At 66.1% G+C, this 24,431-nt stretch carries 22 protein-coding genes and 2 pseudogenes; 9 read left to right on the top strand and 15 right to left on the bottom strand.

All coding sequences use genetic code 11. The annotated features are described in order from the left end of the window. Window positions 1-611: 611 nt before the first annotated feature. The 6 genes from RTI28_RS29620 to RTI28_RS29595 are packed head-to-tail and all read right to left on the bottom strand — an operon-like array spanning window position 612 to window position 5,582. Entirely contained in the window at window positions 612-1,130 is a 519-nt protein-coding gene (locus tag RTI28_RS29620) for a DUF2878 domain-containing protein (protein ID WP_316923788.1), read from the bottom strand. Next, on the bottom strand, window positions 1,127-2,380 hold the full coding sequence (locus RTI28_RS29615) for a cyclopropane-fatty-acyl-phospholipid synthase family protein (RefSeq protein ID WP_316923787.1): 1,254 nt from the start codon (window positions 2,378-2,380) through the stop codon (window positions 1,127-1,129). The genes RTI28_RS29620 and RTI28_RS29615 overlap by 4 nt, the downstream gene beginning before the upstream one ends. Beyond that, window positions 2,355-3,161 (bottom strand): DUF1365 domain-containing protein, encoded by an 807-nt coding sequence (locus RTI28_RS29610; RefSeq protein WP_316923786.1) that lies wholly within the window; start codon window positions 3,159-3,161, stop codon window positions 2,355-2,357. Before RTI28_RS29610 ends, RTI28_RS29615 begins: the two co-directional genes overlap by 26 nt. Further along, window positions 3,158-4,405, bottom strand: a complete 1,248-nt coding sequence (locus RTI28_RS29605; protein WP_316923785.1) for an NAD(P)/FAD-dependent oxidoreductase — start codon at window positions 4,403-4,405, stop codon at window positions 3,158-3,160. The genes RTI28_RS29610 and RTI28_RS29605 overlap by 4 nt, the downstream gene beginning before the upstream one ends. Before the next feature lie 5 nt (window positions 4,406-4,410). Further along, complete coding sequence (locus RTI28_RS29600; RefSeq protein WP_316923784.1) at window positions 4,411-5,163, bottom strand: SDR family NAD(P)-dependent oxidoreductase; 753 nt, start codon at window positions 5,161-5,163, stop codon at window positions 4,411-4,413. Further along, window positions 5,160-5,582, bottom strand: coding sequence for a nuclear transport factor 2 family protein (locus RTI28_RS29595; RefSeq protein ID WP_316923783.1), 423 nt, complete (start codon window positions 5,580-5,582; stop codon window positions 5,160-5,162). Before RTI28_RS29595 ends, RTI28_RS29600 begins: the two co-directional genes overlap by 4 nt. Window positions 5,583-5,761: 179 nt before the next feature. Between RTI28_RS29595 and leuE the strand changes: the two genes are divergently transcribed. After that, a complete protein-coding gene (leuE, locus tag RTI28_RS29590) occupies window positions 5,762-6,379 on the top strand; it encodes a leucine efflux protein LeuE (protein WP_316923782.1) in 618 nt (205 codons plus the stop codon). Window positions 6,380-6,401: 22 nt separating this feature from the next. Here leuE and glsB read toward each other — a convergent pair whose 3' ends face one another. Continuing rightward, a complete protein-coding gene (gene glsB / locus RTI28_RS29585; protein ID WP_316923781.1) occupies window positions 6,402-7,322 on the bottom strand; it encodes a glutaminase B in 921 nt (306 codons plus the stop codon). A gap of 551 nt (window positions 7,323-7,873) precedes the next feature. Further along, window positions 7,874-8,572 (bottom strand): class I SAM-dependent methyltransferase, encoded by a 699-nt coding sequence (locus RTI28_RS29580; protein WP_316923780.1) that lies wholly within the window; start codon window positions 8,570-8,572, stop codon window positions 7,874-7,876. A 117-nt stretch (window positions 8,573-8,689) separates the two neighbouring features. On the opposite strand from RTI28_RS29580, the gene RTI28_RS29575 reads away from it, so the two are divergent. Beyond that, window positions 8,690-9,118: a hypothetical protein gene (locus RTI28_RS29575; RefSeq protein ID WP_316923779.1), complete on the top strand. Its 429-nt coding sequence runs from the start codon at window positions 8,690-8,692 to the stop codon at window positions 9,116-9,118. Window positions 9,119-9,129: 11 nt separating this feature from the next. Here RTI28_RS29575 and RTI28_RS29570 read toward each other — a convergent pair whose 3' ends face one another. Both RTI28_RS29570 and RTI28_RS29565 read right to left on the bottom strand, forming a co-directional pair. Next, window positions 9,130-10,818, bottom strand: coding sequence for a hypothetical protein (locus RTI28_RS29570; protein ID WP_316923778.1), 1,689 nt, complete (start codon window positions 10,816-10,818; stop codon window positions 9,130-9,132). Between the two features lie 223 nt (window positions 10,819-11,041). Next, window positions 11,042-11,776, bottom strand: a complete 735-nt coding sequence (locus RTI28_RS29565) for a hypothetical protein (RefSeq protein WP_316923777.1) — start codon at window positions 11,774-11,776, stop codon at window positions 11,042-11,044. A gap of 187 nt (window positions 11,777-11,963) precedes the next feature. On the opposite strand from RTI28_RS29565, the gene RTI28_RS29560 reads away from it, so the two are divergent. Both RTI28_RS29560 and RTI28_RS29555 read left to right on the top strand, forming a co-directional pair. Continuing rightward, entirely contained in the window at window positions 11,964-12,839 is an 876-nt protein-coding gene (locus RTI28_RS29560; RefSeq protein ID WP_316923776.1) for an AEC family transporter, read from the top strand. Window positions 12,840-12,883: 44 nt separating this feature from the next. After that, the gene (locus RTI28_RS29555; protein WP_316923775.1) at window positions 12,884-13,360 is read left to right on the top strand and encodes a VOC family protein; all 477 of its coding nucleotides are present in this window, start codon (window positions 12,884-12,886) and stop codon (window positions 13,358-13,360) included. 2 nt (window positions 13,361-13,362) lie between these two features. Here RTI28_RS29555 and RTI28_RS29550 read toward each other — a convergent pair whose 3' ends face one another. Beyond that, a complete protein-coding gene (locus tag RTI28_RS29550; RefSeq protein WP_316923774.1) occupies window positions 13,363-14,253 on the bottom strand; it encodes a LysR family transcriptional regulator in 891 nt (296 codons plus the stop codon). 109 nt (window positions 14,254-14,362) lie between these two features. On the opposite strand from RTI28_RS29550, the gene RTI28_RS29545 reads away from it, so the two are divergent. Next, the gene (locus tag RTI28_RS29545; protein ID WP_316923773.1) at window positions 14,363-15,553 is read left to right on the top strand and encodes an MFS transporter; all 1,191 of its coding nucleotides are present in this window, start codon (window positions 14,363-14,365) and stop codon (window positions 15,551-15,553) included. 36 nt (window positions 15,554-15,589) lie between these two features. Here the strand turns inward: RTI28_RS29545 and RTI28_RS29540 are convergent. After that, window positions 15,590-15,751, bottom strand: a pseudogene (locus tag RTI28_RS29540) (general stress protein); the annotation flags it as partial. Between the two features lie 295 nt (window positions 15,752-16,046). On the opposite strand from RTI28_RS29540, the gene RTI28_RS29535 reads away from it, so the two are divergent. The 3 genes from RTI28_RS29535 to RTI28_RS29525 all read left to right on the top strand — a co-directional run bounded on the left by RTI28_RS29535 (window position 16,047) and on the right by RTI28_RS29525 (window position 20,134). After that, on the top strand, window positions 16,047-16,568 hold the full coding sequence (locus RTI28_RS29535; RefSeq protein WP_316923771.1) for a sigma-70 family RNA polymerase sigma factor: 522 nt from the start codon (window positions 16,047-16,049) through the stop codon (window positions 16,566-16,568). After that, the gene (locus RTI28_RS29530; protein WP_316923770.1) at window positions 16,565-17,506 is read left to right on the top strand and encodes a FecR domain-containing protein; all 942 of its coding nucleotides are present in this window, start codon (window positions 16,565-16,567) and stop codon (window positions 17,504-17,506) included. The genes RTI28_RS29535 and RTI28_RS29530 overlap by 4 nt, the downstream gene beginning before the upstream one ends. A gap of 93 nt (window positions 17,507-17,599) precedes the next feature. Further along, the gene (locus RTI28_RS29525) at window positions 17,600-20,134 is read left to right on the top strand and encodes a TonB-dependent siderophore receptor (RefSeq protein WP_316923769.1); all 2,535 of its coding nucleotides are present in this window, start codon (window positions 17,600-17,602) and stop codon (window positions 20,132-20,134) included. A gap of 197 nt (window positions 20,135-20,331) precedes the next feature. Here the strand turns inward: RTI28_RS29525 and RTI28_RS29520 are convergent, their stop codons facing one another. Next, a complete protein-coding gene (locus RTI28_RS29520; protein ID WP_316923768.1) occupies window positions 20,332-21,723 on the bottom strand; it encodes an aldehyde dehydrogenase family protein in 1,392 nt (463 codons plus the stop codon). 105 nt (window positions 21,724-21,828) lie between these two features. Here RTI28_RS29520 and ptrR point away from each other — a divergent pair, with 105 nt between their 5' ends. Then, window positions 21,829-22,734 carry a putrescine utilization regulator PtrR gene (gene ptrR, locus RTI28_RS29515; RefSeq protein WP_316923767.1) on the top strand — a complete coding sequence of 302 codons (906 nt, stop codon included), beginning with the start codon at window positions 21,829-21,831 and terminating at the stop codon, window positions 22,732-22,734. Window positions 22,735-22,999: 265 nt separating this feature from the next. On the opposite strand, the gene RTI28_RS29510 is transcribed toward ptrR, so the two are convergent. Beyond that, entirely contained in the window at window positions 23,000-23,713 is a 714-nt protein-coding gene (locus RTI28_RS29510) for an alpha/beta fold hydrolase (RefSeq protein WP_316923766.1), read from the bottom strand. Window positions 23,714-24,053: 340 nt separating this feature from the next. Continuing rightward, window positions 24,054-24,431: pseudogene (locus RTI28_RS29505) on the bottom strand (hypothetical protein); the annotation flags it as partial.

Here is a 24,431-nt window from a genome sequence, read left to right as displayed (position 1 = left end):
AAAGCGCTGCTGAGACTGAATATCCCCAGCCGGGGCATCAAGCGAATCAGCTTCTACGACGGAGCCTGGAAGGCGGCAAAGCACCCGATTCTGCAACAGGCCCTAAGCAATCAATGCCTGCGGCGGTTTGGACTGATCACTGCGCAAGATGGCGGTTTGGACTGATCACTGCGCAAGATCTCGCCTCAGTGCAACGCTGAGCGATCCAACCGCCGGATGCGGAAAACCGCACGTCCGGTGGTGTGGGAGGGGTAACGAGCACTAGTCCCGTTACCTCGACCCAATCATTTGCTGCAACGTGCCATGGCCTGTTGGATTTGAGTTGCCAGCCTTTGTTTTTTCGGCGATGCATCGCGGGGAGGCTGTTGGGCTCGACTCGGTATCGAGTCGAACCAACAAGGCGGTCAACCATGGCCTGTCAGATATAGGTGCGTTGCAACAAATGTGGGAGCGGATTTATCCGCGATGCGCCGCGCGGGCGGCGCTCGATCTCAAGGGCACTAGAAAAGCATCGTCATGCACAGCGAAGCGCCGTGCGGACTGCAAGCCTCAAGACAGGCACCTGGCAGCCTTGATACGGTCTCCCGCCACCCCCCTCAAAAGCCCCCGAATCACGCAACATCCTCCTCCACCCCCTGTGCCCCAACCCGACCCACCAGCCACAGACACAGCGGAAACCAGACCGCCCAGACCATCCCCAGCACCATCGCCGTGACCACCATCCCCAACGGCAACCCGACCCCCGTCAACCGCGCACCGGCCAGATAAGCCAGGGGCCCCCCGACCAGCCCGCAGAGCAGCGCAAGCCACACCGGCCGCCCCAACCACGCCAGGCTGTGGCGCATCCCGCTGGCCAGCACCAGCCACAGCAGCGCCAGCCACACCGGCAGCGGTCGCTGGGCGAAGTCGAACACGCCGACAGCCCCCAGCAGCGCATCGAGCACGCAGCCCGCCAGGCCGATCATCAGCAGCACGCGCACTTCAACGATCCGCCGGCGACACAAACAAAGGTGAATCAGCAACCCCACCAGCACCCCCAGCAGCAACCCCGGATACCGCGCCCCGAGCACGCAGCCCCACCACCCCGCCTGCAACCACAGGGCATTGCCCAGCAGCCAGGCACGGGTCACTCCAGCGCCGCCCGCCGTGCCCGCGGTCCGGCCCACAACAGCTGCGCCACGCCGATCGCCCGCTCTTCGAAGCCACCCTGGCAATAACACAGGTAGAACTCCCACAGGCGTTGGAAGCTGTCGTCATAACCCAGTTCGCTCAGCGCCGTGCGCGACTGGCGCAGGTTGTCGCGCCAGTGGCGCAGGGTGCGCGCGTAGTCCTGGCCGAAGTCCTCCATATGCACCAGGTTCAGCGCGGTCTGCCGGCTGGCGGTGGCGAGCAGCACGCTCAGCGAGGGCAGGGCGCCGCCGGGGAAGATGTAGCGCTGGATGAAATCCACCGAACGCCGCGCCTGGGCGTAGCGCTGGTCGCGGATGGTGATGGCCTGCAGCAGCATCAGGCCATCGTCCTTGAGCAACCTGGCGCACTGGCGGAAGTAGGTGGGCAGGTAGCGATGGCCGACCGCTTCGATCATCTCGATCGACACCAGTTTGTCGAAACGCCCGCGCAGGTCGCGGTAGTCCTCGCGCAGCACGCGGATACGCTGCTCCAGGCCCAGCGCCCGCACCCGCTGCAGGGTATGGGCGTACTGCGCCTCGGACAGGGTGGTGGTGGTCACCCGGCAACCGCAGCGGGTCGCCGCGTGGATCGCCAGGCTGCCCCAGCCCGTGCCGATTTCCAGCAGGTGCTCGTCGGGGCGCAGTTCGAGCTTGCGGCAGATCTCGTCGAGCTTGTGCAACTGCGCCTGTTCCAGGCTCTGCCCGGCGCTGCTGAAGCGCGCCGCCGAATACATCATGGTGGGGTCGAGCAGGCGTTCGAACAGGGCATTGCCAAGGTCGTAGTGGGCGAGGATATTGCGCCGCGCACCGCGCCGGTCGTTGCGGTTGAGCCGGTGCAGCAGGCGCAGGGCCGGGCGGCCGAAGCGCGCCAGGCCGCCTTCGAGGGCATCCAGTACATCGAGGTTGGCGACGAACAGGCGGGTCACCGCGGCCACGTCGGGGCTGCGCCAGTAGCCATGGATATAGGCCTCGCCGGCGCCGATGGAGCCATTGCCGGCGACCAGGCTCCAGGCCTCGTCGTCGAGGATCTCCACCTCGGCCTGCAGGGGGCTGGCGGGGTCGCCGAAGCTCCACTGGCGATCGCCGCCGAGCAGGCGCAGGTGCCCGTGGCGCAGGCGGCGCAGCTGCGCGGTCACGGCGCCGCGGGCCAGGCTGCCGAGCATGGGCGCCAGCAGTGTCGATTTGCTAACGCTCAGCGTGGGATTGGACATGCTCGGGCTCCTCGGGTTGGCCAAGGCGCAGGTCGCCGTGGCTGGGGCGGTGGTCGTGAAGGGGTGTGCGCTTGAGCAGCAGGCGCAGGGCCTGCCAGTAGATCGCCGCGACGGTGCGCAGGCTCATCCAGGGGAAACTCAGGATGTGTCGGTGCAGGGCGGCGCGGTCCAGCGTCTGGCGCTGCAGGAGCAGGTCGGCCGCGAAGACCTTGGCGCCCTGGCGCCAGTTCTCCATATGGATGCGGATGTGCGGGCCATCGAGGCGAAAGCGCAGGCGATAGTCCATGTCCAGCGGCAGGAACGGCGAGACATGAAAGGCCTTGGTCACGGCAAAGTCATGGGGCCGCTCCGGCTGCACCGGCAGCACGTAGTGAAAGCGTTCGCGCCAGGGTGTGTTGCGCACTTCGAGGAGGATCGCCGCCAGGCGCCCGTCGGGGTCATGGCAGAAATAGAAACTCACCGGGTTGAACGACAGGCCCCAGCAGCGTGGCTGGGTCAGCAGTTGCACACGGCCTGTCGGTGCCTGGCCGCAGGCCTGCGCCACCCGTTGCCGGACCGCCTCGACCAGGGGCGTGCCGTGCCGGGTCAGCGCCGGCAGGTAGTCGCTTTCGCGCCAGCTCAGGGGCGCCAGCCGCGACGTGCCGAGCCAGGGCGACAGGCCGAGCAGGCGCGGTTGTTCATCGAGGTCGATGAGGAACATGCCGATGCGGTAGCGAAAACCGTGGGCGCGCGGTCCCAGGCGCCGGTGGCTGACCCAGCCGTGGCACAGGCAGCTGTTCACAGCCGTTCTCCGAAGTGTTCGGCCACGCGCAGCGCACTGACCACGCCATCCTCGTGGAAACCGTTGGCCCAGTAGGCGCCGCAGAAATAGCTGTGCTGCTGGCCCTGCAACTCGGCCTGGCGCGCCTGGGCGGCCACGGCGACGAGGCTGTATTGCGGGTGGGCGTAGGTGAAGCGGGCGAGGATCCGCGCCGGGTCGATCAGCGCGGTCTGGTTCAGGCTGACGCAGAAGGTCTCGGGCGCGTCGATCCGCTGCAGGATGTTCATCGCGTAGGTCAGCGTGGCGGGCGTGTGTTCGCCGTTGCCCAGGCGACAGTTCCAGCTGGCCCAGGCCTTGCGCCGGCGTGGCAGCAGGCCGGTGTCGGTGTGCAGGACCACGTCGTTGTCGGCGTAGCGGATGGCGCCGAGGATCTCCCGTTCGCGCGTGCTGGGGGCGTCGAGCAGGGCCAGGGCCTGGTCGCTGTGGCAGGCCAGCACCACCTTGTCGAAGCGCTCCGTGCCGTCGGCGCTGATCACGCAGACCCCGGCGTCATCGCGCAGCACCCGCGAAACCGCGCAGTTCAGGCGAATACGGCCGATGAAGGTGCGGCACAGCGGTTCCACATAACTGCGCGAGCCGCCCACGATCACCCGCCACTGCGGACGCCGGTTGACCGAGAGCAGGCCATGGTTGCGGCAGAAACGCACGAAGAACTGCAGGGGGAAGGCGAGCATGTCGGCCCGCGACATCGACCAGATGGCCGAGCCCATGGGCAGCACGTAGTGCTCGATGAAGCGCTGGCCGTAGCCGTGCTGGCGCAGGTAGTCGCCGAGGCTGGTGCTCGCCTGCAGGCGTCCGCCGTCGAGGTCGGCGAGGGCCTGGCGGTTGAAGCGCAGGATGTCCCGCAGCATGCCCCAGAAGCCCGGCGAGAGCAGATTGCGCCGCTGCGCGAAGAGGCTGTCGAGGGTGTGCCCGTTGTATTCCAGGCCGCTGGCCGGATCGTGCACGGAAAAACTCATCTCGGTGGGCTGCGAGGCAACGCCGAGCTGGTCGAGCAGGCGGATGAAGTTCGGGTAGGTCCAGTCGTTGAACACGATGAAACCGGTGTCCAGGGCATAGTCCCGGCCCTGGCAGTGCACGTCGACGGTGTGGGTGTGCCCGCCGATCCAGGCGCTGGCCTCGAACACGCTGATTTCGTGGCGGCGACTGAGCAGCCGGGCGCAGGTCAGGCCGGCGATGCCGCTGCCGATGATGGCGATCCGCATGGCGCTCAGTCCTTTTCGTCGCGGGCCAGGTGCTGGCCGAGTTTCAGGCGCCAGCGCCCGGGCAGCGCGCCGAGCAGACGCAGGATGGCGATGAACGGGAACGGAAAGGCGATCTCCAGCGGCCGTCGGCGCAGGCGCCCGACGATATGCTCCGCGGCGCGTTCGGCGCTCCAGCGTTGCGGCATGGGAAAGTCGTTGCGCCGGGTCAGCGGGGTGTCGACGAAACCGGGGCTGACCAGGGTAACGTCGATACCGGCGCGGCTGAGGTCGATGCGCAGCGATTCCACCAGGTAGCGCACGGCGGCCTTCGACGCGCCATAGGCGGCGGCCCGGGGCAGGGCCAGCCAGTCCACCGAACTGCCGGTCACCACCAGGTGCGGGCGCTGGCCGCGCTGCAGCAGCGGCAGCACCGCTTCCAGGCACTGGCTCAGGCCCAGCAGGTTGGTGCGCAGCACCCGCTCGACCAGGGCCGCATCGAAGTGCCCCGGCTCCAGGTATTCGCAGGTCCCGGCATTGAGGATCGCCAGGTCGAGCGCGCCCCAGGCCTGTTCGATTGCCTCGACCATGGCGCGCACCTCATCGGCCTGGGCGATATCGCCCGGGGTCAGCAGCACCTGCTGCGGATACTGGGTGGCCAGTTGGCGCAACGGCTCCAGCTGGCGCCCGCCCAGCGCCACCCGATGGCCCTGTTCCAGCAGCTGCAGCGCCAGGGCGGCGCCGAGGCCGCTGCTGGCCCCGGTCAGCCAGCAGCGGCTCATGCCAGACGGCCCTTGAGCCAGGCGATCACGCTGCCCAGGACCGGAACGTGCTCATAGAGCAGCGCGCCGGCATCGAAGAAATCCTGATGGCGATGCACGCGCTCGTGCCACTGCAGATGGCTGCAACCGTCGAGGCTGATCAGGCGTCCGCCGTCCAGGCGCGGATGGCGAACGTGCAGGGTCCAGCGCAGGTAGCCCTCGCCGGGGCGGGTTTCGCTGGCGTCGTGAATGTCGTAGCGCAGCTCGCGGACATTGGCGTACAGCTGGGCGAAATAGTCGCGCAGGGCGGGCAGGCCGTGGATCTGGTGCAGCGGGTCGCGAAAGACGATGTCTGCGCTGTACAACTTTTCCAGCTGGCCGAGACTCCCTGCATCCAGTAGGGCAAAGCGCTCGACAAAGCGTTCCAGGTAAATGGACATCCGCGGCTCCGGGTAATCTTGTACAGAATGACATTTCTGTACAGGTATTACCCAAGGCTAGGCGGAAAGTTGTACAAGTCAAATCCGCTTGTATCGATATTCCCGGCATATTCAGGCGCTGATGCAGCGGGTAGGCTAGGCGTTTATCGGAAAATTCCCACAGTTCAGGAGATCCCCCAATGCTTGGCGTGACCGACTACGGCGCTTTTGTCATCGCCTTCATCATCGTCCTGGCCATTCCCGGCCCTGGCAACTTCGCCCTGATCACCGCCACCGGCAAGGGCGGGATCAAGGCCGGGCTGGCGGCGACCTGCGGGGTGATTCTCGGTGACCAGGTACTGCTGTGGCTGGCGGTGGCCGGGGTGGCCACGCTGCTGGCGGCGTACCCGGCGGCGTTCCATGTGGTGCAGTGGGCGGGCGCGGCGTACCTGGCCTGGATCGGCCTGCGCATGCTGCTGAGCAAGCCCGGCGGTGCGCCGCGCAAGAGCCGCATGGACAATGGCCACTACCTGCGCCAGACCATGATGATCACCTTGCTCAACCCCAAGGCGATCATGTTCTACATGGCCTTCTTCCCGTTGTTCGTCGATCCGCAGCAGCACCAGGGCCTGATCACCTTCGGCTTCCTCGCCGCCACGGTGGCGGTGGTGACCTTCCTCTATGGCCTGATCGCGGTGGTCGTGACCCAGCGACTGGCCGAGCGCATGCGTGCCAATCCGCGTCTTTCCAATCTGTTCGAGCGGATGGCGGGGGCTTGTCTGGTGGGGTTTGGTATCAAGCTGGCGGCGATGCGCTGAGCGTCGCGGGCAAGCCACGCTCCTACGGGACGGCCGAGAACACCGACCCGGTGATGCGCTCGCTGAGCAGCTCCAGCACGCGCATCCCCGCCAGCGAGTTGCCCGAGGCATTCAACGCCGGCGACCACACGCAGATGCTGTAGCGCCCTGGCACCACCGCGACGATCCCGCCGCCCACGCCGCTCTTGCCCGGCAGGCCGACGCGGTAGGCGAAGTTGCCGGCTTCGTCGTACAGACCGCTGGTGGCCATGATCGCGTTGACCTGCTGCGCCTGGCGCGGGCTGAGGATCTGCGCGCCGCTGTGCGGGCAGTAACCGCTGTTGGCGAGAAAGGCAAAGCCGCGGGCGACATCGATGCAACTCATCGACAGCGCGCAGTGATGGAAGTAGCTACGCAGCACCGCATCGACCTCGTTGTGGAAATTGCCGAAGGCCTGCATCAGGTAGGCCATGGCCGCGTTGCGCGCGCGGTGCTGGTATTCCGACTCGGCCACCACGGCGTCGCTGACGATGCGCGGGTTGCCGCACAGATGGCGGACGAAGTCGCGCATCGACAGGGCCGGCGTGGCGTAGCGCGACTGGTTGATATCGCAGATCACCAGGGCGCCGGCGTTGATGAACGGGTTGCGCGGGCGGCCTTTTTCCACCTCCAGTTGCACCAGCGAGTTGAAGGCCTGGCCGGACGGTTCGTAGCCCAGGCGCGTCCAGATGTCCTCGCCGCTGTGGCTGATCGCCTGGACCAGGCTGAAGACCTTGGAAATGCTCTGGATCGAGAACGGCGTCCGGGCATCGCCTGCGCAGTGCAACTGGCCGTCGAGGCTGCAGATGGCGATGCCCAGCTGGTGCGGATCGACCTCGGCCAGGGCGGGGATGTACTGGGCGACCTGGCCCTGGGAGAGCAGGGGGCGGGCCTGGTCGAGGATGGCTTGCAGCATGTCTTGCATGGGCGACGGCCTGGGATGCGTGGGCGGGAGAGTGACAGACGCTGGTGGGTGGGGGCAGGGCACTCTTTGTCGTTGATGATGGCTTCATCGCTGCATGGGTATCTGCACATCTTTGAAGCTTGGCGGGGAACCGCGTCATGGCCGCCAGGTGCCTGCCTCAAGCCTTGCAGCGTCCTCAAGATCGAGCGCCGTCCGCACGGCGCATCGCGGATAAATCCGCTCCCACATTTGTTGCAACGTACCGATGTCTGTCAGGCCATGGTTGACTGCCTTGTTGGTTCGACTCGATACCGAGTCGAGCCCAACAGCCTCCCCGCGATGCATCGCCGAAAAACAAAGGCTGGCAACTCAAATCCAACAGGCCATGGCACGTTGCAGCAAATGTGGGAGCGGGCATTGCCCGCGATGCGCCGTGCGGACGGCGCTCGATCTTGAGGGCGCTGCAAGGCTTGAGGCAGGCGCCTGGCGGCCTTGATTCGGTTTCCCACCTGGCTTTCAGAGATGTGTAGATACCCATGCAGCAATAAGGCCACCAGCCGCAACCTGGAATGTCAGCCAGGCACCCGACTCACCCAGCCATGCATCAACCCCGCCTGGAAGAACACCAGCGAACGCTCGAACCCCGCCGCCTCGATGATCTCGCCCACCCGCGCCGCCGGCAGGATCGCCACGTCCCTGGCATACGCCGCGCGGGCGCGTTCGAGCATGTCCGGCTGTACCCCGGCGCTCGACATCAGGGTCATCCAACTGTGCAGCAGGGTCTCGTAGGCGGGCACTGTGGTGTCGCCGGCAAGATCGGCACTGGCCAGCAGCCCGCCCGGCTTCAGGCGTCGGGCGATCTCGCCGAAGAGGGCCGTGCGCAGCCTGGCATCGACGAAGAACTGCGACACCAGAAAACAGGTGCTGGCGTCATGCCGCGCAGCGCTGTCCAGGGTCTCCAGATACCCCTCATGGAACTCGCAGCGCTCGGCAAAACCACCCCGCGCCGCCCGCTCGCGGCAGACATCGAGCATCGCCCCGGACGGATCGACCGCGGTAAAGCGCCAACCCGGGAAGCGCTGTGCCAGATAGCCGATTTCCGCGCCGGTACCGACACCGACGCAGAGAATCCGCGCATCCCGCGGCAATCCGACGAACAGCGCGCCGAGCAGGCAGTACAGGGTCTCGCGAAGCGGTGCCATGCCGGCCCACTGCTGGTCGTAGCCGGCGGCCTGCTGGTCGAACAGGGCCTTGAGTTCTTCGTTGTCCATGGGGAGCCTGCCTTTTCGTAAGGGGGAAGGTGCTGCGCTTTCCCTCGATTATCCCAGTGCTGTCAAGCCCTCCCGCGAGGGGGTATGCTCCGGCGCTTTCAGGGAGGTGCACGGCACATGATGGATTACAACCTGGCACTGCTGCTCGGTGCGTTGCTCAGCCTGCTGGCGGCGCTCGCGCACCTGTGGTGCATCGCCGTGGGGCCCGCGGGTTATCGCTTGATGGGAGCGGGGGAAAGAATGGCTCGGGCTGCCGAGCAGGGCAGGCGTTTTCCGACGCTCATCACCCTGGGCATCGCCCTGGTCCTGGCGATCTGGGCGGCATACGCATTGTCCGGTGCGGGGCTGATCGGACCCTTGCCGTTGCTGCGAGCAGGGTTGTGCGCCATTACGGCGGTCTACCTGCTGCGCGGCTTCGCCGGGCCGCTGCTGCTGCGCAATACCGGGCACAGCAGGCGCTTCATCGTGGTCAGTTCGCTGATCTGTGCCGGGTATGGGTTGGTGCATCTGCTGGGGCTGGTGCAGGTGTGGGGCGGGCTGGGATAGGGGCGAGCGACTTACTCCTGGATCCCGAGCTTGGGACATAAACGTCCCACCTGCAGTTCTACGCGCTCACTGTTGAAGTAGTCGCGGGCGTCAGCGCTCCTGTCCGGAGCCGTCTCCTGAAAATACAGCGTGAAGCCGTCCTTTGGTTTGCTGTTCCCGGATGCATGGGAAATCTCGGCGACCTCTTCCAGTGTCATGTCGCTTGATACGCTGGGTAGCTGGTTCTTGCTCAACCACGTTTGAACCTCTTCATTCGTGGAGGAACGAAGCGCCAGCAGGGCCATCATCGCCTCGCGATCATCGCCTTTGGTCATGCGGGTCACCGCGATCCGTTTCAGCTCGGAATCCAGCCCGGCAGGTGCGAAAGTGATGACGCCATAACCCCACAGCGCGGCGTAGTGCTCCCTGCTCAGCAGATAATTCTGGAATAGCCTCTCCGAGCCTTGGGCGCGTGCATTGCCTTGTCCATAGAGCTGTTCGACGGCGGACCAGAACGCTTTGAAGTCAAATATCACCTGGCGGGCTTCGTTTTGAGCGCTATCGCTTTTGCGAGGTAAACCGTGTTCGACCGATGCTGACAAGCTCACCCGTACCGCGTTCCACAAGGGCTCGCCAATCTCGCTATCGGCGTCCACTGCGCGAGCGGTTGCGGTCTTGAAGCGAGCCAGCGCAAGTTTCTTGCTTTCGGTGCTGGCATTGGCCTCGAGCTCCGTCGGAGACCATTCGCCTCGCAAGGCCCGGCTCGCCATTTCCACCGAGACCGTCTTGAGCCTGTCGAGGATCAACGGATCGAGAATCGCGCTGACCAGCGCGTCAAGCAGAGGATTCTCTATGCCCAGGATATTTTCCTTGAGGTTGTCACTGATGCTCTCGTCGAAGACCATGCGGGTGATGTCATCGGTCAGGTCATGGGGTTTGGTGTCGTTCCAGATCCGGGTATCCAACGGACCTGACTCAGTCGTCGAGTAGAGTTCCATCAACTTTTCCAGGCTCGCGCGTTGCAGTTCCTTTGTCGGCTGGAAGCCCACTGACGGCCGCGGAGCGAGAAGGGTTCTCTTGTAGGGATACCGTTGATACTCACGCACGAAGTCATAGGCATCCACGGTCGCGCTTGCTCGTGCATCGTCGGCGATGAAATCGTTGACGACAGCTGACACCAGCTGTTGCTGACTGGCCTGCACGAGCTTTCTGAACAAGGTCAACTGCAGTGCTTTCTGCTCATCGATTTCCAGCCGGGTGAGCGCCGTGTATGCCTCAATTTTCTGCTGCGCGCCGATCTGGGCGATGCCGCAGCTGGCGAGCAGCACGACTGCATATTTCAATGCGTTGCCCAGGCTGCTGAGTCTGCTGATGCTGCGGGCGGTGGCGGTGGATACGAGGAACCCGCCAGTGATCAGCGCCAGGACCAGGAAGATCGCAAGCAACACCAGCCAGAGATGCGCCGAGAGGCTCGCGTAGGTTTCGAGGGTCTGTTCAAGGGCGAGTATGGTCGTGGCTCGATACTCGGCGGCTATCAGGTAGCCGATCAGGAACAGCAGGGCGGCCGCGAGAAGGGCGGTGACAGCGGTCGATGCCAGTACTGTCGCCAGTGATCGCTTGATCTGCAGAGTACGGCCACGTGCTCTGCCGGGAAGACGCAGCAGTCGAGAACACAGAAACAGGGCTGCGGCTACGATCAGCAGTTCCAGTGAGTCGAGCATTCGGTACCTTCCCTGAGCGCCAAGGATCGGGATGCAGGATTGTTGAGCCTAGTCAGTCCTGTTGAAACATGAGCGCATTGCGGGAGAGGGGAGGTGACCGTTTGTCGAACTACAGTCAACTACCGGTTCAACGACAAGTCGAAACCAGGCAGACCGAAAGCCTTTCTCTATTGACCCGGGGCCACGGCATTTGACAGGCCGTGGCCCCGAGGGCCGCGAGATCTCAGATCTTCGGGCGTCTCAGCCTGTTCTTTTTTTTCAGGACGTCGAACCGTTTGAAGACGTCGGCGGACTCACCCAGCAGGGTGGTCAGCTTTTCCTGTTGCTTCGCTGTGAGTTTGCTGCTGTTCAGCGTTTTGACAATCGCATCGATTTCCTTCGGTGCGAGCATGGCCAATGCATTTTCGGTGACGCCGTAGATGAGCACCAGCATGCCATTGCGCAGCACTTCAGGGTGCCGGACGAATCCATGCAGTTTGCCAAGGATCTTCGTTGAGTCCCCACTGTCCGCACAGGTCAACCATGACAGCAAGGTCTGGTGGTGCTTGATATCCGGCGTGTTCGAAGGAAGTTTTCCGGGTGTCGATCTATTGACTTGCGTCAGGGTAATTCGGGGCCATTCTGCATCTCGCGGTTGCAAGTCGTATTCAAGTTCCGCTACGGCGTTGTAGGCGTAGCCAAGAGGCACACCAAGCTGTTCGAACTGACAACATGCTGCGTGCTGCTCGGGTTCGAACCTGGCCAACTTTCCGGTTTCGCAATCCAGCTCTTTGACCTCCAGCAGAATGACCCTGGAATCATCCAGGAGTCCGAGGACATCAGCGCAATAGCTTCGAAGGTTTTCACCTTGTTGATTGGCGAACGGGCGAAAGAGCCGCATGCCCGCGTGGTCGCAATATGCGTTCAAGGCGTGCTCGATGGCCGATTGAACGACATTTTCCCTGGTAGTCATGCTCATGAGGGGCCGTGATGATTGTCAGATTGGTAGGGAAGGGTTATGTCAGGAAAAGGCACGACAGTCTAAAGGGATGGTGGCGATAAGGCATCGGGCCGCGCCGCTCCGCGGCAGGTCCCCAGGCGGCAAAGGCTTGCACCCACCCACCACCCGCTCCTAGCATGGCCGCTTTTGCCAAGGACCACGCCCCATGCTGGCTTCGTTGTTCGCCGTTCTGGCGCCTGTCTTCATCGTCGCCGCGATCGGCTTCATCTGGGCCCGCCGGGGCCATGCCTACCCGACGGAGTTCATCGCCAGCCTGGTCATGAGCATCGGCACGCCGTGCCTGGTGCTGTCGACCCTGCACCGCACCCGCCTCGATCCGCAGGCCTTCGCCAGCATGGCCCTGGCCTGCGTGCTGGGCATGCTGGCGATGGCGGCGATCGGCTATGCGGTGAGCCGCGCCTTCGGCCAGCACTGGCGGGTGCTGATGCCGGCGTTCATGTTTCCCAACACCGGCAACATGGGCCTGCCGGTGGCGCTGTACGCCTTCGGCGACCAGGGCCTGGCCCTGGCGGTGGCGTTCTTCCTGACCCTGTCGAGCTTCCAGTTCACCCTGGGGATCGCCATCTCCGGCGGCGTCACCACGTTCCGCTCGCTGCTGCGCAACCCCATCGTCATCAGCCTGGCCCTGGCCTTGCCGATGATCTTCTTCGACCTGCAACTGCCGCTGTGGCTGGCCAATACCGTGGACCTGGTGGGCGGCATGGTGATTCCGCTGATGCTCCTGACCCTCGGCGTGTCGCTGGCCAGCATCCGCCCGCAGCAGGTCGGCAGCGGCATGCTGCTCGGGGCGCTGCGCATCGTTCTCGGTGCCGCGGTCGGCTGGGCGATCGGGGCCCTGCTCGACATGCCGACGCTGCCCCACGCGGTGCTGGTGATGCAGTCGGCCATGCCGGTGGCGGTGTTCAACTACCTGCTGGCGGTGCGCGCCGGGCGCTCGCCGGAGCAGGTGGCCAATGTGGTGATGTGCTCGACCCTGCTGTCGTTCGCCTGGCTGCCGATCGTGCTGGCCGGGTGGCTGTAGCGGCGTTACCCTGAGCGCCTTGTCGCCGGCCCGGGAAAACCGTCATGGACCTGAAATTCAGCCACGTGGATGTCCTGGTCCACGACCTCGAAAGCGCTTGCGCGCATTACGCCCGGGTGTTCTCGGCGCAGGTGTCGCGCGCCTTCACCTGGCAGCGCGACGGCCTGCACGTGCGCTACGCGGTGGTGCGCTTCGGCAGCGAGCGTTTCATCCTGGTCCAGCCGCTGGCCGGCAACCTGCACGAGCTGCTGCAGCGCAATGGCGAAGGCACCATCTACCGCCAGTGCTACACCACCCCGGACATCCTCGCCGCCTATGACCAGTTGCTGGCCAACGGCGAATGCCCGGAAGACGAGAACGGCAAGCCGCTGGCCCGCGACCAGCTGGACTCGCCCAGCGGTGTACGGATCCTCTGGCTGCCCAAACGCTTCGGGCATTTCTCCATCGAGATTCTCCAGGCCGATGAGCTGGAGCATTTCATTCGCAGCGCCTTTGCGGTCACCACCGGCGACCCCCACTGAGCTCAGGCGCGCGCGGGAAACAGCTCCGCGCACATGAAGTCGATGAACACCCGCAGCTTCGGCGCCAGCTGCTTGCTCGACGGCCAGAGCAGGCGGAAGGTGCCCTGATGCTCGACGTGCTCGGGCAGCACGTCGACCAGCTCACCGCGGGCGATGGCCTCGCCCACCATGAAGTCCGGCAGGCAGGCGATGCCCAGCCCGGCGCGGGCGACATCCACCAGGGCGATCGCGCTGTTGCACTGCATCGAGGCCGGCAGTTTCCACTCCCGCGCACCGTCGTCCTTCAACGGCCACGGCTGCAGCCTGCCGGTGCTGGGCAACTTGTACTGCAGGCAGGCATGCCCGGCGAGATCGGCCGGACACCGCGGTGTACCGCGCTGCGCCAGGTACGCGGGAGACGCCACCAGTTGCAGGTGGAAGTTGCCGAGGACGCGGGACATCAGGCGCGAATCGGCGGGTTCGCCGGTGCGCATGACCACGTCGAAGCCTTCCTCGATCACCTCCACCAACCGGTCGGAGAGGTCCACGTCCAGCTCGATGGCCGGGTAGCGCCGCATGAAGGCGGTCAGCGTCGGCAGCACCAGGATTCCGGTCTGGGGCAGGCTGATGCGCAGACGTCCGCGCGGCGCCTGGTGGGTCTCCGACATTTCCAGTTCGGCCGCCTCCAGCTCGCAGAGGATGCGTCGGCAGCGTTCGAGAAACAGCGTGCCTTCCGCGGTCAGGGTGATGCTGCGGGTGCTGCGGTGAAACAGGCGCACGCCGAGGCGCTGTTCCAGGCGGCAGATGCTTTTGCCGACCGCCGAAGCCGAGACCCCGAGCAGACGCCCGGCCGCGGAGAAGCTGCGGGTTTCCGCCGCCTGGACGAAGAAGGCGATACCGTTGAGCGATTCCATGACAGTCCCTATTGCGGAATATTTGTCCGATATGTTTTGAACCCGAGCATTATTGTCTTGCATGGGTGATGCGTCGAGCATGGCAGCCTGCATTCGACGAGGCGTAACCATGACACTCTCCACCACCGCTCCATTCGACGCCGCGCAGGTCGCGCGCCTGCCCATCGCGGCACTCCTGGCCCTGGCCTTGACCGGGTTCGTCACCATCCTCACCGAGGCGCTACCCGCCGGGCTGCTGGCGCAGATCAGCGTTGGCCTGGGCATTTCCGAAGCGCTGGCCGGGCAACTGGTGACGCTCTACGCCTGCGGCTCGCTGCTGGCGGCGATTCCCCTGATCGCCCTGACCCAGGGCATGCGCCGGCGGCCGTTGCTGCTGACCGCACTGGCCGGCTTCGTGATCGCCAATACGCTCACGGCGCTGTCCAGCAGCGCGCTGCTGACCCTGTTCGCGCGCTTTCTCGCCGGCATGGCGGCCGGGCTGCTGTGGGCGCTGCTGGCGGGATACGCGGCGCGCATGGTGGCGCCGCAGCAGCAGGGCAGGGCGATCGCCATCGCCATGGTCGGCGCGCCGCTGGCCCTGTCGCTGGGGGTTCCCGGCGGCACCCTGCTGGGCAATCTGCTCGGCTGGCGCCTGTGCTTTGCCTTCATGAGCCTGCTGGCCCTGCTGCTGATGCTCTGGGTGCGCGCCGCGGTCCCGGACTTCCCCGGCCAGGCCGCCGGCAAGCGCCTGTCGCCTGGGCGGGTGCTGGCCATGCCCGGGGTGCGTCCGGTGCTGTTGGTGGTGCTGGCCTTCGTCCTCGCCCACAACATTCTCTACACCTATATCGCGCCGTTCCTCGCCAAGGCGGGCATGGCCGAGCGCACGGACCTGGTGCTGCTGGTGTTCGGCCTCACGTCGCTGCTGGGAATCTGGATCATCGGTGCGCTGATCGACCGTCACCTGCGCCTGCTCACACTGATCTGCACCCTGCTGTTCGGGCTGTGCGCGCTGGTGCTGGGGCTGTTCGAGGCGAATCCGCTGCTGGTCTACACGGCGGTGGGATTGTGGGGGCTGGCCTATGGCGGTGCGCCCACCCTGTTCCAGACCGCGCTGGCCAGGACCGCCGGCGAGGCGGCTGATGTCGCCCAGTCGATGCTGGTCACCGCCTGGAACATGGCGATCGCCGGGGGCGGCATCCTGGGGGCGTTTCTCCTCCAGCACCAGGGCGTCGGCAGCTTCTTCCCCGCCATCCTGGCGCTCCTGGCACTGACCCTGCTGGTGGTCTGGAGGGCACGCCGGCAGGGCTTTGCGGCGTCATGAGGGAAAGGGCTCCGAGGAGCCCTCGCGGGGGCTTCGTCACTGGCTCTTGCGCCCGCCGCCATGGCTGTTCTGGCCACCGATGCGACCGGCTTCGGAAGCGCGCTGGCGGTCGTTGGCGAAGTTGCCGCCGGATGCCCGGCCGCCCTTGCGCCCGGCTTCGGCGGCTTTCTGCCGGTCATTGGCGAAGTTGCCCGGGTTGGAGTTGCCTTGCTTGCCTTGGTTGTCGGCCATGATCCTTCACCTCATCTGATTTCGGGGGCACACAGGACAGCCTGTGTTCCCGTACGACGCAGGTTGCGCCGCCCGCGCTCAAGTCGATTCACCCAGGCCCGACCAGTGGTCCTGAAGATTGCGCAGCCAACAGCTTGCGCGCCAACAGCCAGGTCGCCGGAAAAGGTGCAATCCCGCCGCCGGACGCCCTGATGGCAATTGCAAAGCATGGTGGACATCCACTAAATTACGACTCATTCTCAAATGATATCGATTGCCGTCCATGCCCGCCGACCCGCCCCAGACCGTTGCCTCTCTCTACAGCGCCCACCATGGCTGGCTGGTGGGCTGGCTGCGGGCGCGCCTGGGGTGTTCGCAGCAGGCCGCGGACTTTGCCCAGGACACCTTCCTGCGCCTGCTCCTGAGTGAGCGGCGCCACGGGCTGCCCGGCGATCTGCGCGAGCCGCGCTGCTTCCTCGGCAGCGTGGCGCGGCGGGTGATGGTCGACAGCTTCCGCCGGCGTGCCCTGGAACAGGCCTATCTGCAGGCCCTCGCCGACGCGCCGCCGACCTTCGACATCTCGCCCGAGGAGCGCCTGCTGTTGCTGGAGAGCCTGCACGCGGTGGACGCCATGCTCAGCGGCCTGGGGCGCAAGGTGAAGCAGGCGTTCCTGCTCTCGCAGCTGCAGGGCCTGGGCTACAAGGAGATCGCTGCGCGCATGGGCGTCTCGGTCAGCTCGGTGACCAAGTACGTGGCCAAGGCCACTGAACACTGCCTGCTGTTTGCCCTGGAGCAGCAGGAGTGACCGCCGAGCAGCAGCGCGAGGCCCTGCGCATGGCCGCGCAATGGCTGGCGCGGCTGGCCGCGGGGCCCGAGGACGCCGCGCTGCTCGCCGCCTGGCGGCAATGGCGGCAGGCCGATCCCGCGCACCAGTGGGCCTGGCAGCGGGTCGAGCGGATGCAGGCGCAGTTGCAGGGCCTGCCGGGCGAGTTCGCCTGCCGGGTGCTGGACCACGCCCCGGCCGGCCTCGACCGACGCGCCGTGCTCAAGCACCTGGCGCTGCTGGCCGGGGTCGGCGCGCTGGGCTGGAACGGCTATCGCCAGGCCCCGGTGTGGCTGGCCGAGCAGCGCACCGGCGTCGGCGAGCGGCGCAGCCTGACCCTCAGCGATGGCACCCGCCTGGCGCTGAATACCGCCAGCGCGGTGGACATCCGCTTCACCGCGCAGATGCGCCTGATCCATCTGCGCGCCGGGGAAATCCTCCTGAGCACCGGCGTCGATCCGCGGCCGCTGCTGGTGCGCAGCGCCGAAGGCCACGTGCGGGCGCTGGGCACCCGCTTCAGCGTGCGCCAGAACGACGCCAGCACGCGCCTCGAAGTCTTCGAGCAGGCCGTGGCGGTGACCCCGCTGCAGCTGGACCGCGAGCAGCGGGTCGAGGCGGGGCAGGGCATGAGCTTCAGCGCGCAACACTGTGGACCGCTGCAGGCGCTGGAGCCGGGCAGTGGCGAGTGGGTCAATGGCCGCCTGCTGGTCAATGGCTGGCCGCTGCGGCGTCTGCTCGGCGAGTTGCGCCGCTACCGGCACGGTTACCTCGGCTGGGACGACGCAGTGGCCGAACTGCCGATTTCCGGCGCCTTCCCCCTGGATGACCTGGACATGGCCTTCGCCGCCATCGCCCGCGCCCTGCCGGTCCAGGTGCGGCAACGCAGCCGCTACTGGACCCGGGTGGTCGGCAACGCCTGAGAAATTTCTTGCGCGGCGTTGTCGATTTTTCCGCGCCCGCTCGACTTACCCCTGAAACCACCCCATCCACAGTGCGAAGGATCAGGAATCAGCATGCTTTCAGGGTTGCCCATCACCGTTGTTCGTCCCACCCGTTCACTGCGCAAGAAGCCACTGGCGCTGGCCATCGTCTCGGCCTCGCTGGCCCTGCACACCGCCGTCGGCGCGCCGTTGTTCGCGCCCGCCAGCCAGGCCCGCGCCGAGTCTGTGGAGAAAACCTACGGCATTCCCGCCGGTCCGCTGGATGCGGCACTGATCCGTTTCGCCGGCGAGGCCGGGGTGGTGGTGTCGTTCGATACGCGCATGACGGCCGGTCACCAGAGCCCGGCGCTGAACGGCCGCTTCAGTGTCGAGCAGGGCTTTGCCCGGCTGCTCCAGGGCAGTCCGTTCAGTGTCGTGCGCAATGCCGATGGCAGTTGGTCGCTGCTGCAGACACCGGGCCAGGGCAGCGTGGCCCTGGCCCCGACCGCCGTGGTCGGCCAGGGCCTGGCCGAGAGCGGCGCGGCGTACACCGTGCAGAGCGCGACGGTGGGCAGCAAGGTCGCCACCTCGCTGCGCGAAGTGCCGCATTCGGTGTCGGTGGTCACCCGCCAGCAGATCGAGGAACAGAACCTCAACAGCCTGACCGAGGTGATGGCCAAGGTGACGGGCGTGACCCTGCAGAAAGGCGGGATCGCCCAGGCCTCCATGGGCAACGAGAGCAACTTCTTTTCCCGCGGCTTCGCCGTGTCCAACACCCAGATCGATGGTGGCGCGCCGTTGAGCACCAGCATCGCCGGCTACGGTGCGCTGAGCCAGCTGGACATGGCCCAGTACGAGCGCGTCGAGTTCCTGCGCGGGGTCGACGGTCTGTTCTCCAGCAGCGGCGATCCCGGCGGCACCGTCAACCTGGTGCGCAAGCGTGCCCTGCGCGACAGCCGGCTGGCGTTTTCCGCGTCCGCCGGCAGCTGGGACAACTACCGCAGCGAGTTCGACCTCACCGGCCCGCTGGTGGACAGCGGCGATATCCGCGGCCGCCTCGGCATGGCCTACCAGGACAGCAAGGCCTTCTACGACTACGGCGACCTGCAGAACAGCCTGGCCTATGGCTCGCTGGAGTTCGACCTGAGCCCGGACACCACCCTGACCCTCGGCGGCAGCTACCAGGACGTCGATGGCGTGCCGTACTTCAACGGCCTGCCGCGCTACAGCAACGGCGAGGACCTCAAGCTGCCGCGGCACACCGCCTTCACCTCGAACTGGAACCGCGTGCGCGAAGAAACCCGCCAGGCCTACGCCAGGGTCGAGCACAGCTTCGCCCCCGACTGGTCGCTGACCACCGAGCTGAACTGGGTGGACATCGACCGCAACTCCAGCGGGCTCTACTACTTCGGCGGCGTCGATCCGGAAAGCGGCCTCGGCCCGGCCTGGTACAACTACCCCAACACCGGCGGCAGCGAGCGCAAGACCCTCAACAGCTACTTCAAGGGCCGCTTCAGCGCCTTCGGCCTGGAACACGATGTGCTCGGCGGGCTGGACTACACCCACACGGTGGGTTCGGTGGTGCAGTACACCGGGGTGATCGCCAACCTGCCGCTGGACCTCGGCGGACGCACGCCCCCCGCGGACCAGGGCAGCCGCCTGAACAAGGACCAGTACCTCACCGAGATTCGTAAGTCGCTGTACGGCATGACCCGCCTGTCCCTGAGCGAGGAGGTGAAGTTCATCATCGGCGGGCGCCTGGCGGACTACGCCTACCAGAACAAGCAGGACTTCTTCGACGGCGAGACGCCGCCGTCGCGGCCATCCACCAAGCATGAGAGCGGGGTCTTCACGCCGTATGCCGGCCTGACCTGGGACCTCGACCCGCGCTGGACCCTGTACACCAGCTACGCCGAGACCTTCACCCCGCAGACCGGCTACAGCATGGGCCCGCAGCCAGGCTCGCCGCTCGAGCCGAGCACGTCGAAGAACTACGAGCTGGGCCTCAAGGGCCAGTTGTTCGACGGGCGCATGAACAGCGCGTTCGCCCTGTACCGCATCGAGCAGGACGGTGCCGCGATCGAGGACGGCCAGTACGATTTCGGCGGCGATTGCTGCTACCGCAACCAGGGCCTGGTGGTCAGCCAGGGCTTCGATGCCGAGATCAGTGGCGAGGTCGCCCCGGGCCTGCAGTTGATCGCCGGCTACACCTACGCCCATGTGGTCGACAAGGAGGGCGACGAGGCCCGTGATTCCTTCGCCGGGGTCACGCCCAAGCACCTGTTCAAGCTGTGGGGGACCTATCAGTTGCCAGGGCAGTGGCAGGACTGGAAAGTCGGCCTCGGTGCGACGACGCAGAGCCGCACGTCGAAGAATGGCTACGTGACCACCTTCAACCCGGACAGCGGCAAGTTCGATGGCGAGGATGTCACCTACAAGTTCATGCAGGCCGGCTACACGGTGTGGAGCGGCAGCATCGACTACCGCATCGACGAGCACTGGTCGGCGACGCTGAACGCCAACAACCTGGCCGACAAGCGTTACTACGCGACGGTGGGCACCTCGGCGTACAACAACTTCTACGGTGATCCGCGCAACTTCATGCTGACGCTGCGGGCGAAGTTCTGAGGGGGGCAGCGGGTTTCTTCAGGTCATGCACAAAGCCTGTGGGAGCCCGCATGCGCTGTGGCGCCGAGAGCAGATCGCAAGCGCGCAGCAGTCCGGCGTGGGAGCGAATTTATTCGCGATCGGCGGCGCAGCCGTCGTAAAGATCATGTCCCGGGCCGGCGATGGTGCCCACCCGGACACCATCGCCAGTCCGCCGCTCAGTTGCGCTCCAGCCACACCGTCTGCGCATTGCAGAACTCGCGCACACCGAAGTGCGACAGCTCGCGGCCGAACCCGCTCTTCTTCACGCCACCGAAGGTCACCCGCGGATCGCTGGCGCAGTAGCCGTTGATGAACACGCCACCGGTATCCAGCTCTTCCACCAGCTTCTCGGCCAGCGCCACGTCGGCGCTGTAGATGGTCGCCGTCAGGCCGAACTCGCTGTCATTGGCCAGCGCCAGCGCATGCCGGGCATCGCGGGCGGTGATGATCGAGGCCACCGGGCCGAACAGTTCCTCCCTGAACGAGGTCATGTGCTCGGTGACATCGGCCAGCACCGTCGGCTGGTAGTAGTTGCCGTCGCCCTCGGCCTTGCCGCCGCCCAGCAGCAGGGTCGCGCCCTCGGCCAGGGTGGCCTGGACCTGGCCGTCCAGCTCGTCGCGCAGGTCGAAGCGGGCCATCGGGCCGATGTAGGTGTCGCCATTGCGCGGATCGCCCACCACCAGCTCGCGGGTCATGGCCACGAACTTCTCGGTGAAGGCCTGGACCACGCCTTCCTCGACGATCAGGCGCTTGGCCGCCGCGCAGACCTGGCCGGTGTTCTGGTAGCGACCGATGACCGCGGCCTTCACCGCCGCGTCGAGGTCGGCGTCATTGAGCACGATGAACGGATCGGAACCGCCCAGCTCCAGAACGCATTTCTTCAGCGCGGCACCGGCCTGGGCACCGATGGCGGTACCGGCACGCACGCTGCCGGTCAGGGTCACGGCGGCGATGCGCGGGTCGGCGATGGCCTTCGACACGCCATCCGGCGTGACGTTGAGCACCTCGAACACGCCCTCAGGGAAGGCGGCGCGTTTGAACGCATCGAGCAGCAGGTAGGCGCTGCCCATCACGTTCGGTGCGTGCTTGAGCACGTAGGTGTTGCCGGCCAGCAGCGCCGGCACGGCACCACGCAGGACCTGCCAGATCGGGAAGTTCCACGGCATCACCGCCAGCAGCGGGCCCAGTGGACGGTATTCGATGCGCGCCTTGCCCACCGGCACCGGCGCGGCTTCGGCGGCGAGCATGGCCGGGCCGTTGTCGGCGTACCACTCGCACAGATGAATGCATTTCTCGATTTCGCCACGGGCCTGGGCGACCGGCTTGCCCATTTCGTCGGTGATCATCCGCGCCATGGCCTCGAGGTTGTCGCGCAGGGCGGCGGCGAGGGCGCGCAACTGGCCGACGCGGCCTTCCAGCGGCGTGCGGCGCCAGACCGCGTAGCCGGCGGCGGCACGGGCCAGGGCGGCGTCGAGCACGGCGTCGCTCTCGTAGGGATAGGCGCCGATCTGCTCGCCGGTGGCGGGGTTGATCGACAGGGCATGGGTCTGGTGGCTGATCACGGTCATCTCGGCGTCCTGATGGAAGGAGTACGGATCGAAGCCTACTGCGTTGTATGTTTCCCTGAAACTGAATAATACTGAGCGAAACATTCACGCAGAGAGAATGATGTTATGGATCTGGTCCAGCTGGAGATGTTCAAGGCCGTGGCAGAGCAGGGCAGCATCAGTGCCGCGGCCCAGCATATTCACCGAGTGCCGTCGAACCTGACCACCCGCATCCGACAACTGGAAGAAGAACTCGGCGCCGACCTGTTCATCCGCGAGAAAAGCCGCCTGCGCCTGTCGCCGGCCGGCTGGAATTTCCTCGACTACGCGCGGCGCATTCTCGACCTGGTGGCCGAGGCGCGGCAGACCGTGGCCGGCGACGAGCCGCAGGGCGCCTTCGCCCTGGGTTCCCTGGAAAGTACCGCGGCGGTGCGCATCCCGGCGTTGCTCGCGGCCTACAACCAGAGCTACGCCAAGGTCGAGCTGGACCTGAGCACCGGTCCGTCCGGGGCGATGATCGACGGCGTGCTGGCCGGGCGCCTGAGCGCCGCCTTCGTCGACGGGCCGGTGCTGCACCCGGCGCTGGAAGGGGTGCCGGTGTTCACCGAGGAGATGGTCCTGATCGCGCCGCTCCACCATGGGCCGATCGCCCGTGCCGCCGAGGTCAACGGCGCGACCATCTACGCCTTCCGCGCCAACTGCTCGTACCGTCATCACTTCGAGAAATGGTTTGCCCAGGACGGCGCGGTGCCGGGCAAGATCCTCGAAATGGAGTCCTACCACGGCATGCTCGCCTGCGTCAGCGCCGGCGCCGGCCTGGCGCTGATGCCGCGCAGCATGCTCGACAGCATGCCGGGCTGCAGCACGGTCAGCGTCTGGCCGCTGTCGGAGAAGTTTCGCTACCTGCGCACCTGGCTGGTGTGGCGGCGGGGGATGATGTCGCGCTGCCTGAGCACCTTCGTTCAGTTGCTCAGGGAGCGCGGCGACGTGCAGGACGACAGCGAGGCGTCCAGCAACCGCGAAGCGAGTTGATGGAAATGCGCCTTCAGGCGTGCGGGCGGCCGGTCCCCGGGAAAAGGCCGGGAATTACAGCTCTGGATGCCTGCCCAACGACTTGTAGGAGCGGGCTTGCCCGCGAAAGGACCGCAAAGCGGTCCCCGATCTCACCGCTATCCGGGACCGCTATCCGGGACCGCTTTGCGGTCCTTTCGCGGGCGAGCCCGCTCCTACAGGGTTCGCGCGAGCCAAGTCGTCAGACGGTACGCAGGCGGGCGATGGGTTCGACGCTGTGGCGGGGTCAGGCGTCGAAGGCACCGTCGAGCCAGCGGCCAAGCAGTTCGCTGCAGTGCTCGGGATGTTCCAGCGGCGGCAGGTGGCCGCAATCACCGATCACCTCCAGGTGCGCGCCGGCGATGCCTTCGTGGATCACCCGCGCCTCGGCCAGGGGCGTGATCTCGTCCTGTTCGCCGAACAGCACCAGGGTCGGCACGCGAATCGTCTCCAGCACGGGGCGGTAGTCCGCGCGGTCGATGATCGCCTGCTGCTGGCGGATGAAGCCCTCGCGGCCGATGGCGTCGGCCATCTCCATCACCACCCGCGGCACGCTGCTGTCGAGGCTGCGCGCATGCATCAGGCGCGGCAGCAGTTGCGGGGTGACGCCCTTGAACTTGCCCAGCCCGGCCAGTTCCAGCAGGCCGCGGCGCACCCGCGCGCGGGCCGGGTCGTCGGGGCGCGCCATGGTGTCGAACAGGGCCAGGCGTTCGACCCGCTGCGGAGCACGGCGCATGATCTCGAACGCCACGTAGCCGCCCATGGACAGTGCCGCGAGGGCGAAGCGCGGCGGCGCCTGGCGCAGCACCCGCTCGGCCATGGCGGTGATGCAACTGTCCTGGCTCAGGTCGGGGATCAGCACCTGGCGCGTCGGTGCAAAGGTGGCCTGGGCATGAGCCCAGAGGCGATGGTCGTTGAGCAGGCCGGGCAGCATCACCAGGGGAAGGTTGTCGCGGGACAAGCGGGGTACTCCTGAAAGCGAAAGGGGCTTGGACGTGCGCGGGTTCACGTCAGGTTCTGCGGCGGGGCGGGTGCGGACAAGTGTATATAAATTGTTTCGCAGGGAAACGCCTGTTCCCCTCAAAGCCGAACTGTTCCCGTCGGTTGGGGGGGGGCGTATGCGCTGGGCAATGCGGCGTTCGGCGGGATGGCGGAGACTGGCTGTGATGGCCTCATTGATTCTGTAGGAGCTGGCTTGCCTGCGAAAGGACCGCACAGCGGTCCCCGATAGCGGTGAGGTCTGGGACCGCGTTGCGGTCCTTCGCAGGCAAGCCAGCTCCTACCAAGTTAGTGCAAGACCCTCAGAACGGCACAGCCACCGTCAATTGGCTGTACACATTGGTGCCATTGCCCCCCACCTGGTTGCCGCCGTTGCTTTCGTCCTTCTTCGGCTGATAAAGACCGACCAGCGGGCTGATGATCAGGTGCTCGTTCACCGCCCACTCCACATACAGATCCAGCTCCCGCGCATCCAGGTTGAGGGTGTCGCGGGTGCGCAGGGTGTTGAAGTCGAAGTACAGCGCGCCGACGGTAAGGTTCTCCAGCGGCGTGGCCTTCAGGCCGACATGGTGAATCCCGGTGTTGCTGTTGAACGGCCCGGAATAGTTGGCCGCCACCTCACCCTGGAACCAGGTGCCGTACCCCGTGCTCAGGCCAGTGAACAACGAGTCCCAACCCTG

The organism is Pseudomonas sp. zfem002 (assembly GCF_032621685.1).
In the GTDB taxonomy this organism is placed as follows: Bacteria; Pseudomonadota; Gammaproteobacteria; order Pseudomonadales; family Pseudomonadaceae; genus Aquipseudomonas; species Aquipseudomonas japonica.
This window is presented reverse-complemented; position numbering and strand designations above follow the sequence as displayed.

Excerpts from the sequence above, each read along its gene's own strand:
- RTI28_RS29615 (WP_316923787.1), bottom strand. The coding sequence starts at position 2,380 with ATGTCCAATCCCACGCTGAGCGTTAGCAAATCGACACTGCTGGCGCCC.
- RTI28_RS29605 (WP_316923785.1), bottom strand. The coding sequence starts at position 4,405 with ATGCGGATCGCCATCATCGGCAGCGGCATCGCCGGCCTGACCTGCGCC.
- RTI28_RS29600 (WP_316923784.1), bottom strand. The coding sequence starts at position 5,163 with ATGAGCCGCTGCTGGCTGACCGGGGCCAGCAGCGGCCTCGGCGCCGCC.
- RTI28_RS29595 (WP_316923783.1), bottom strand. The coding sequence starts at position 5,582 with ATGTCCATTTACCTGGAACGCTTTGTCGAGCGCTTTGCCCTACTGGAT.
- leuE (WP_316923782.1), top strand. The coding sequence starts at position 5,762 with ATGCTTGGCGTGACCGACTACGGCGCTTTTGTCATCGCCTTCATCATC.
- glsB (WP_316923781.1), bottom strand. The coding sequence starts at position 7,322 with ATGCAAGACATGCTGCAAGCCATCCTCGACCAGGCCCGCCCCCTGCTC.
- RTI28_RS29580 (WP_316923780.1), bottom strand. The coding sequence starts at position 8,572 with ATGGACAACGAAGAACTCAAGGCCCTGTTCGACCAGCAGGCCGCCGGC.
- RTI28_RS29575 (WP_316923779.1), top strand. The coding sequence starts at position 8,690 with ATGATGGATTACAACCTGGCACTGCTGCTCGGTGCGTTGCTCAGCCTG.
- RTI28_RS29570 (WP_316923778.1), bottom strand. The coding sequence starts at position 10,818 with ATGCTCGACTCACTGGAACTGCTGATCGTAGCCGCAGCCCTGTTTCTG.
- RTI28_RS29565 (WP_316923777.1), bottom strand. The coding sequence starts at position 11,776 with ATGAGCATGACTACCAGGGAAAATGTCGTTCAATCGGCCATCGAGCAC.
- RTI28_RS29560 (WP_316923776.1), top strand. The coding sequence starts at position 11,964 with ATGCTGGCTTCGTTGTTCGCCGTTCTGGCGCCTGTCTTCATCGTCGCC.
- RTI28_RS29555 (WP_316923775.1), top strand. The coding sequence starts at position 12,884 with ATGGACCTGAAATTCAGCCACGTGGATGTCCTGGTCCACGACCTCGAA.
- RTI28_RS29550 (WP_316923774.1), bottom strand. The coding sequence starts at position 14,253 with ATGGAATCGCTCAACGGTATCGCCTTCTTCGTCCAGGCGGCGGAAACC.
- RTI28_RS29545 (WP_316923773.1), top strand. The coding sequence starts at position 14,363 with ATGACACTCTCCACCACCGCTCCATTCGACGCCGCGCAGGTCGCGCGC.
- RTI28_RS29535 (WP_316923771.1), top strand. The coding sequence starts at position 16,047 with ATGCCCGCCGACCCGCCCCAGACCGTTGCCTCTCTCTACAGCGCCCAC.
- RTI28_RS29525 (WP_316923769.1), top strand. The coding sequence starts at position 17,600 with ATGCTTTCAGGGTTGCCCATCACCGTTGTTCGTCCCACCCGTTCACTG.
- RTI28_RS29520 (WP_316923768.1), bottom strand. The coding sequence starts at position 21,723 with ATGACCGTGATCAGCCACCAGACCCATGCCCTGTCGATCAACCCCGCC.
- ptrR (WP_316923767.1), top strand. The coding sequence starts at position 21,829 with ATGGATCTGGTCCAGCTGGAGATGTTCAAGGCCGTGGCAGAGCAGGGC.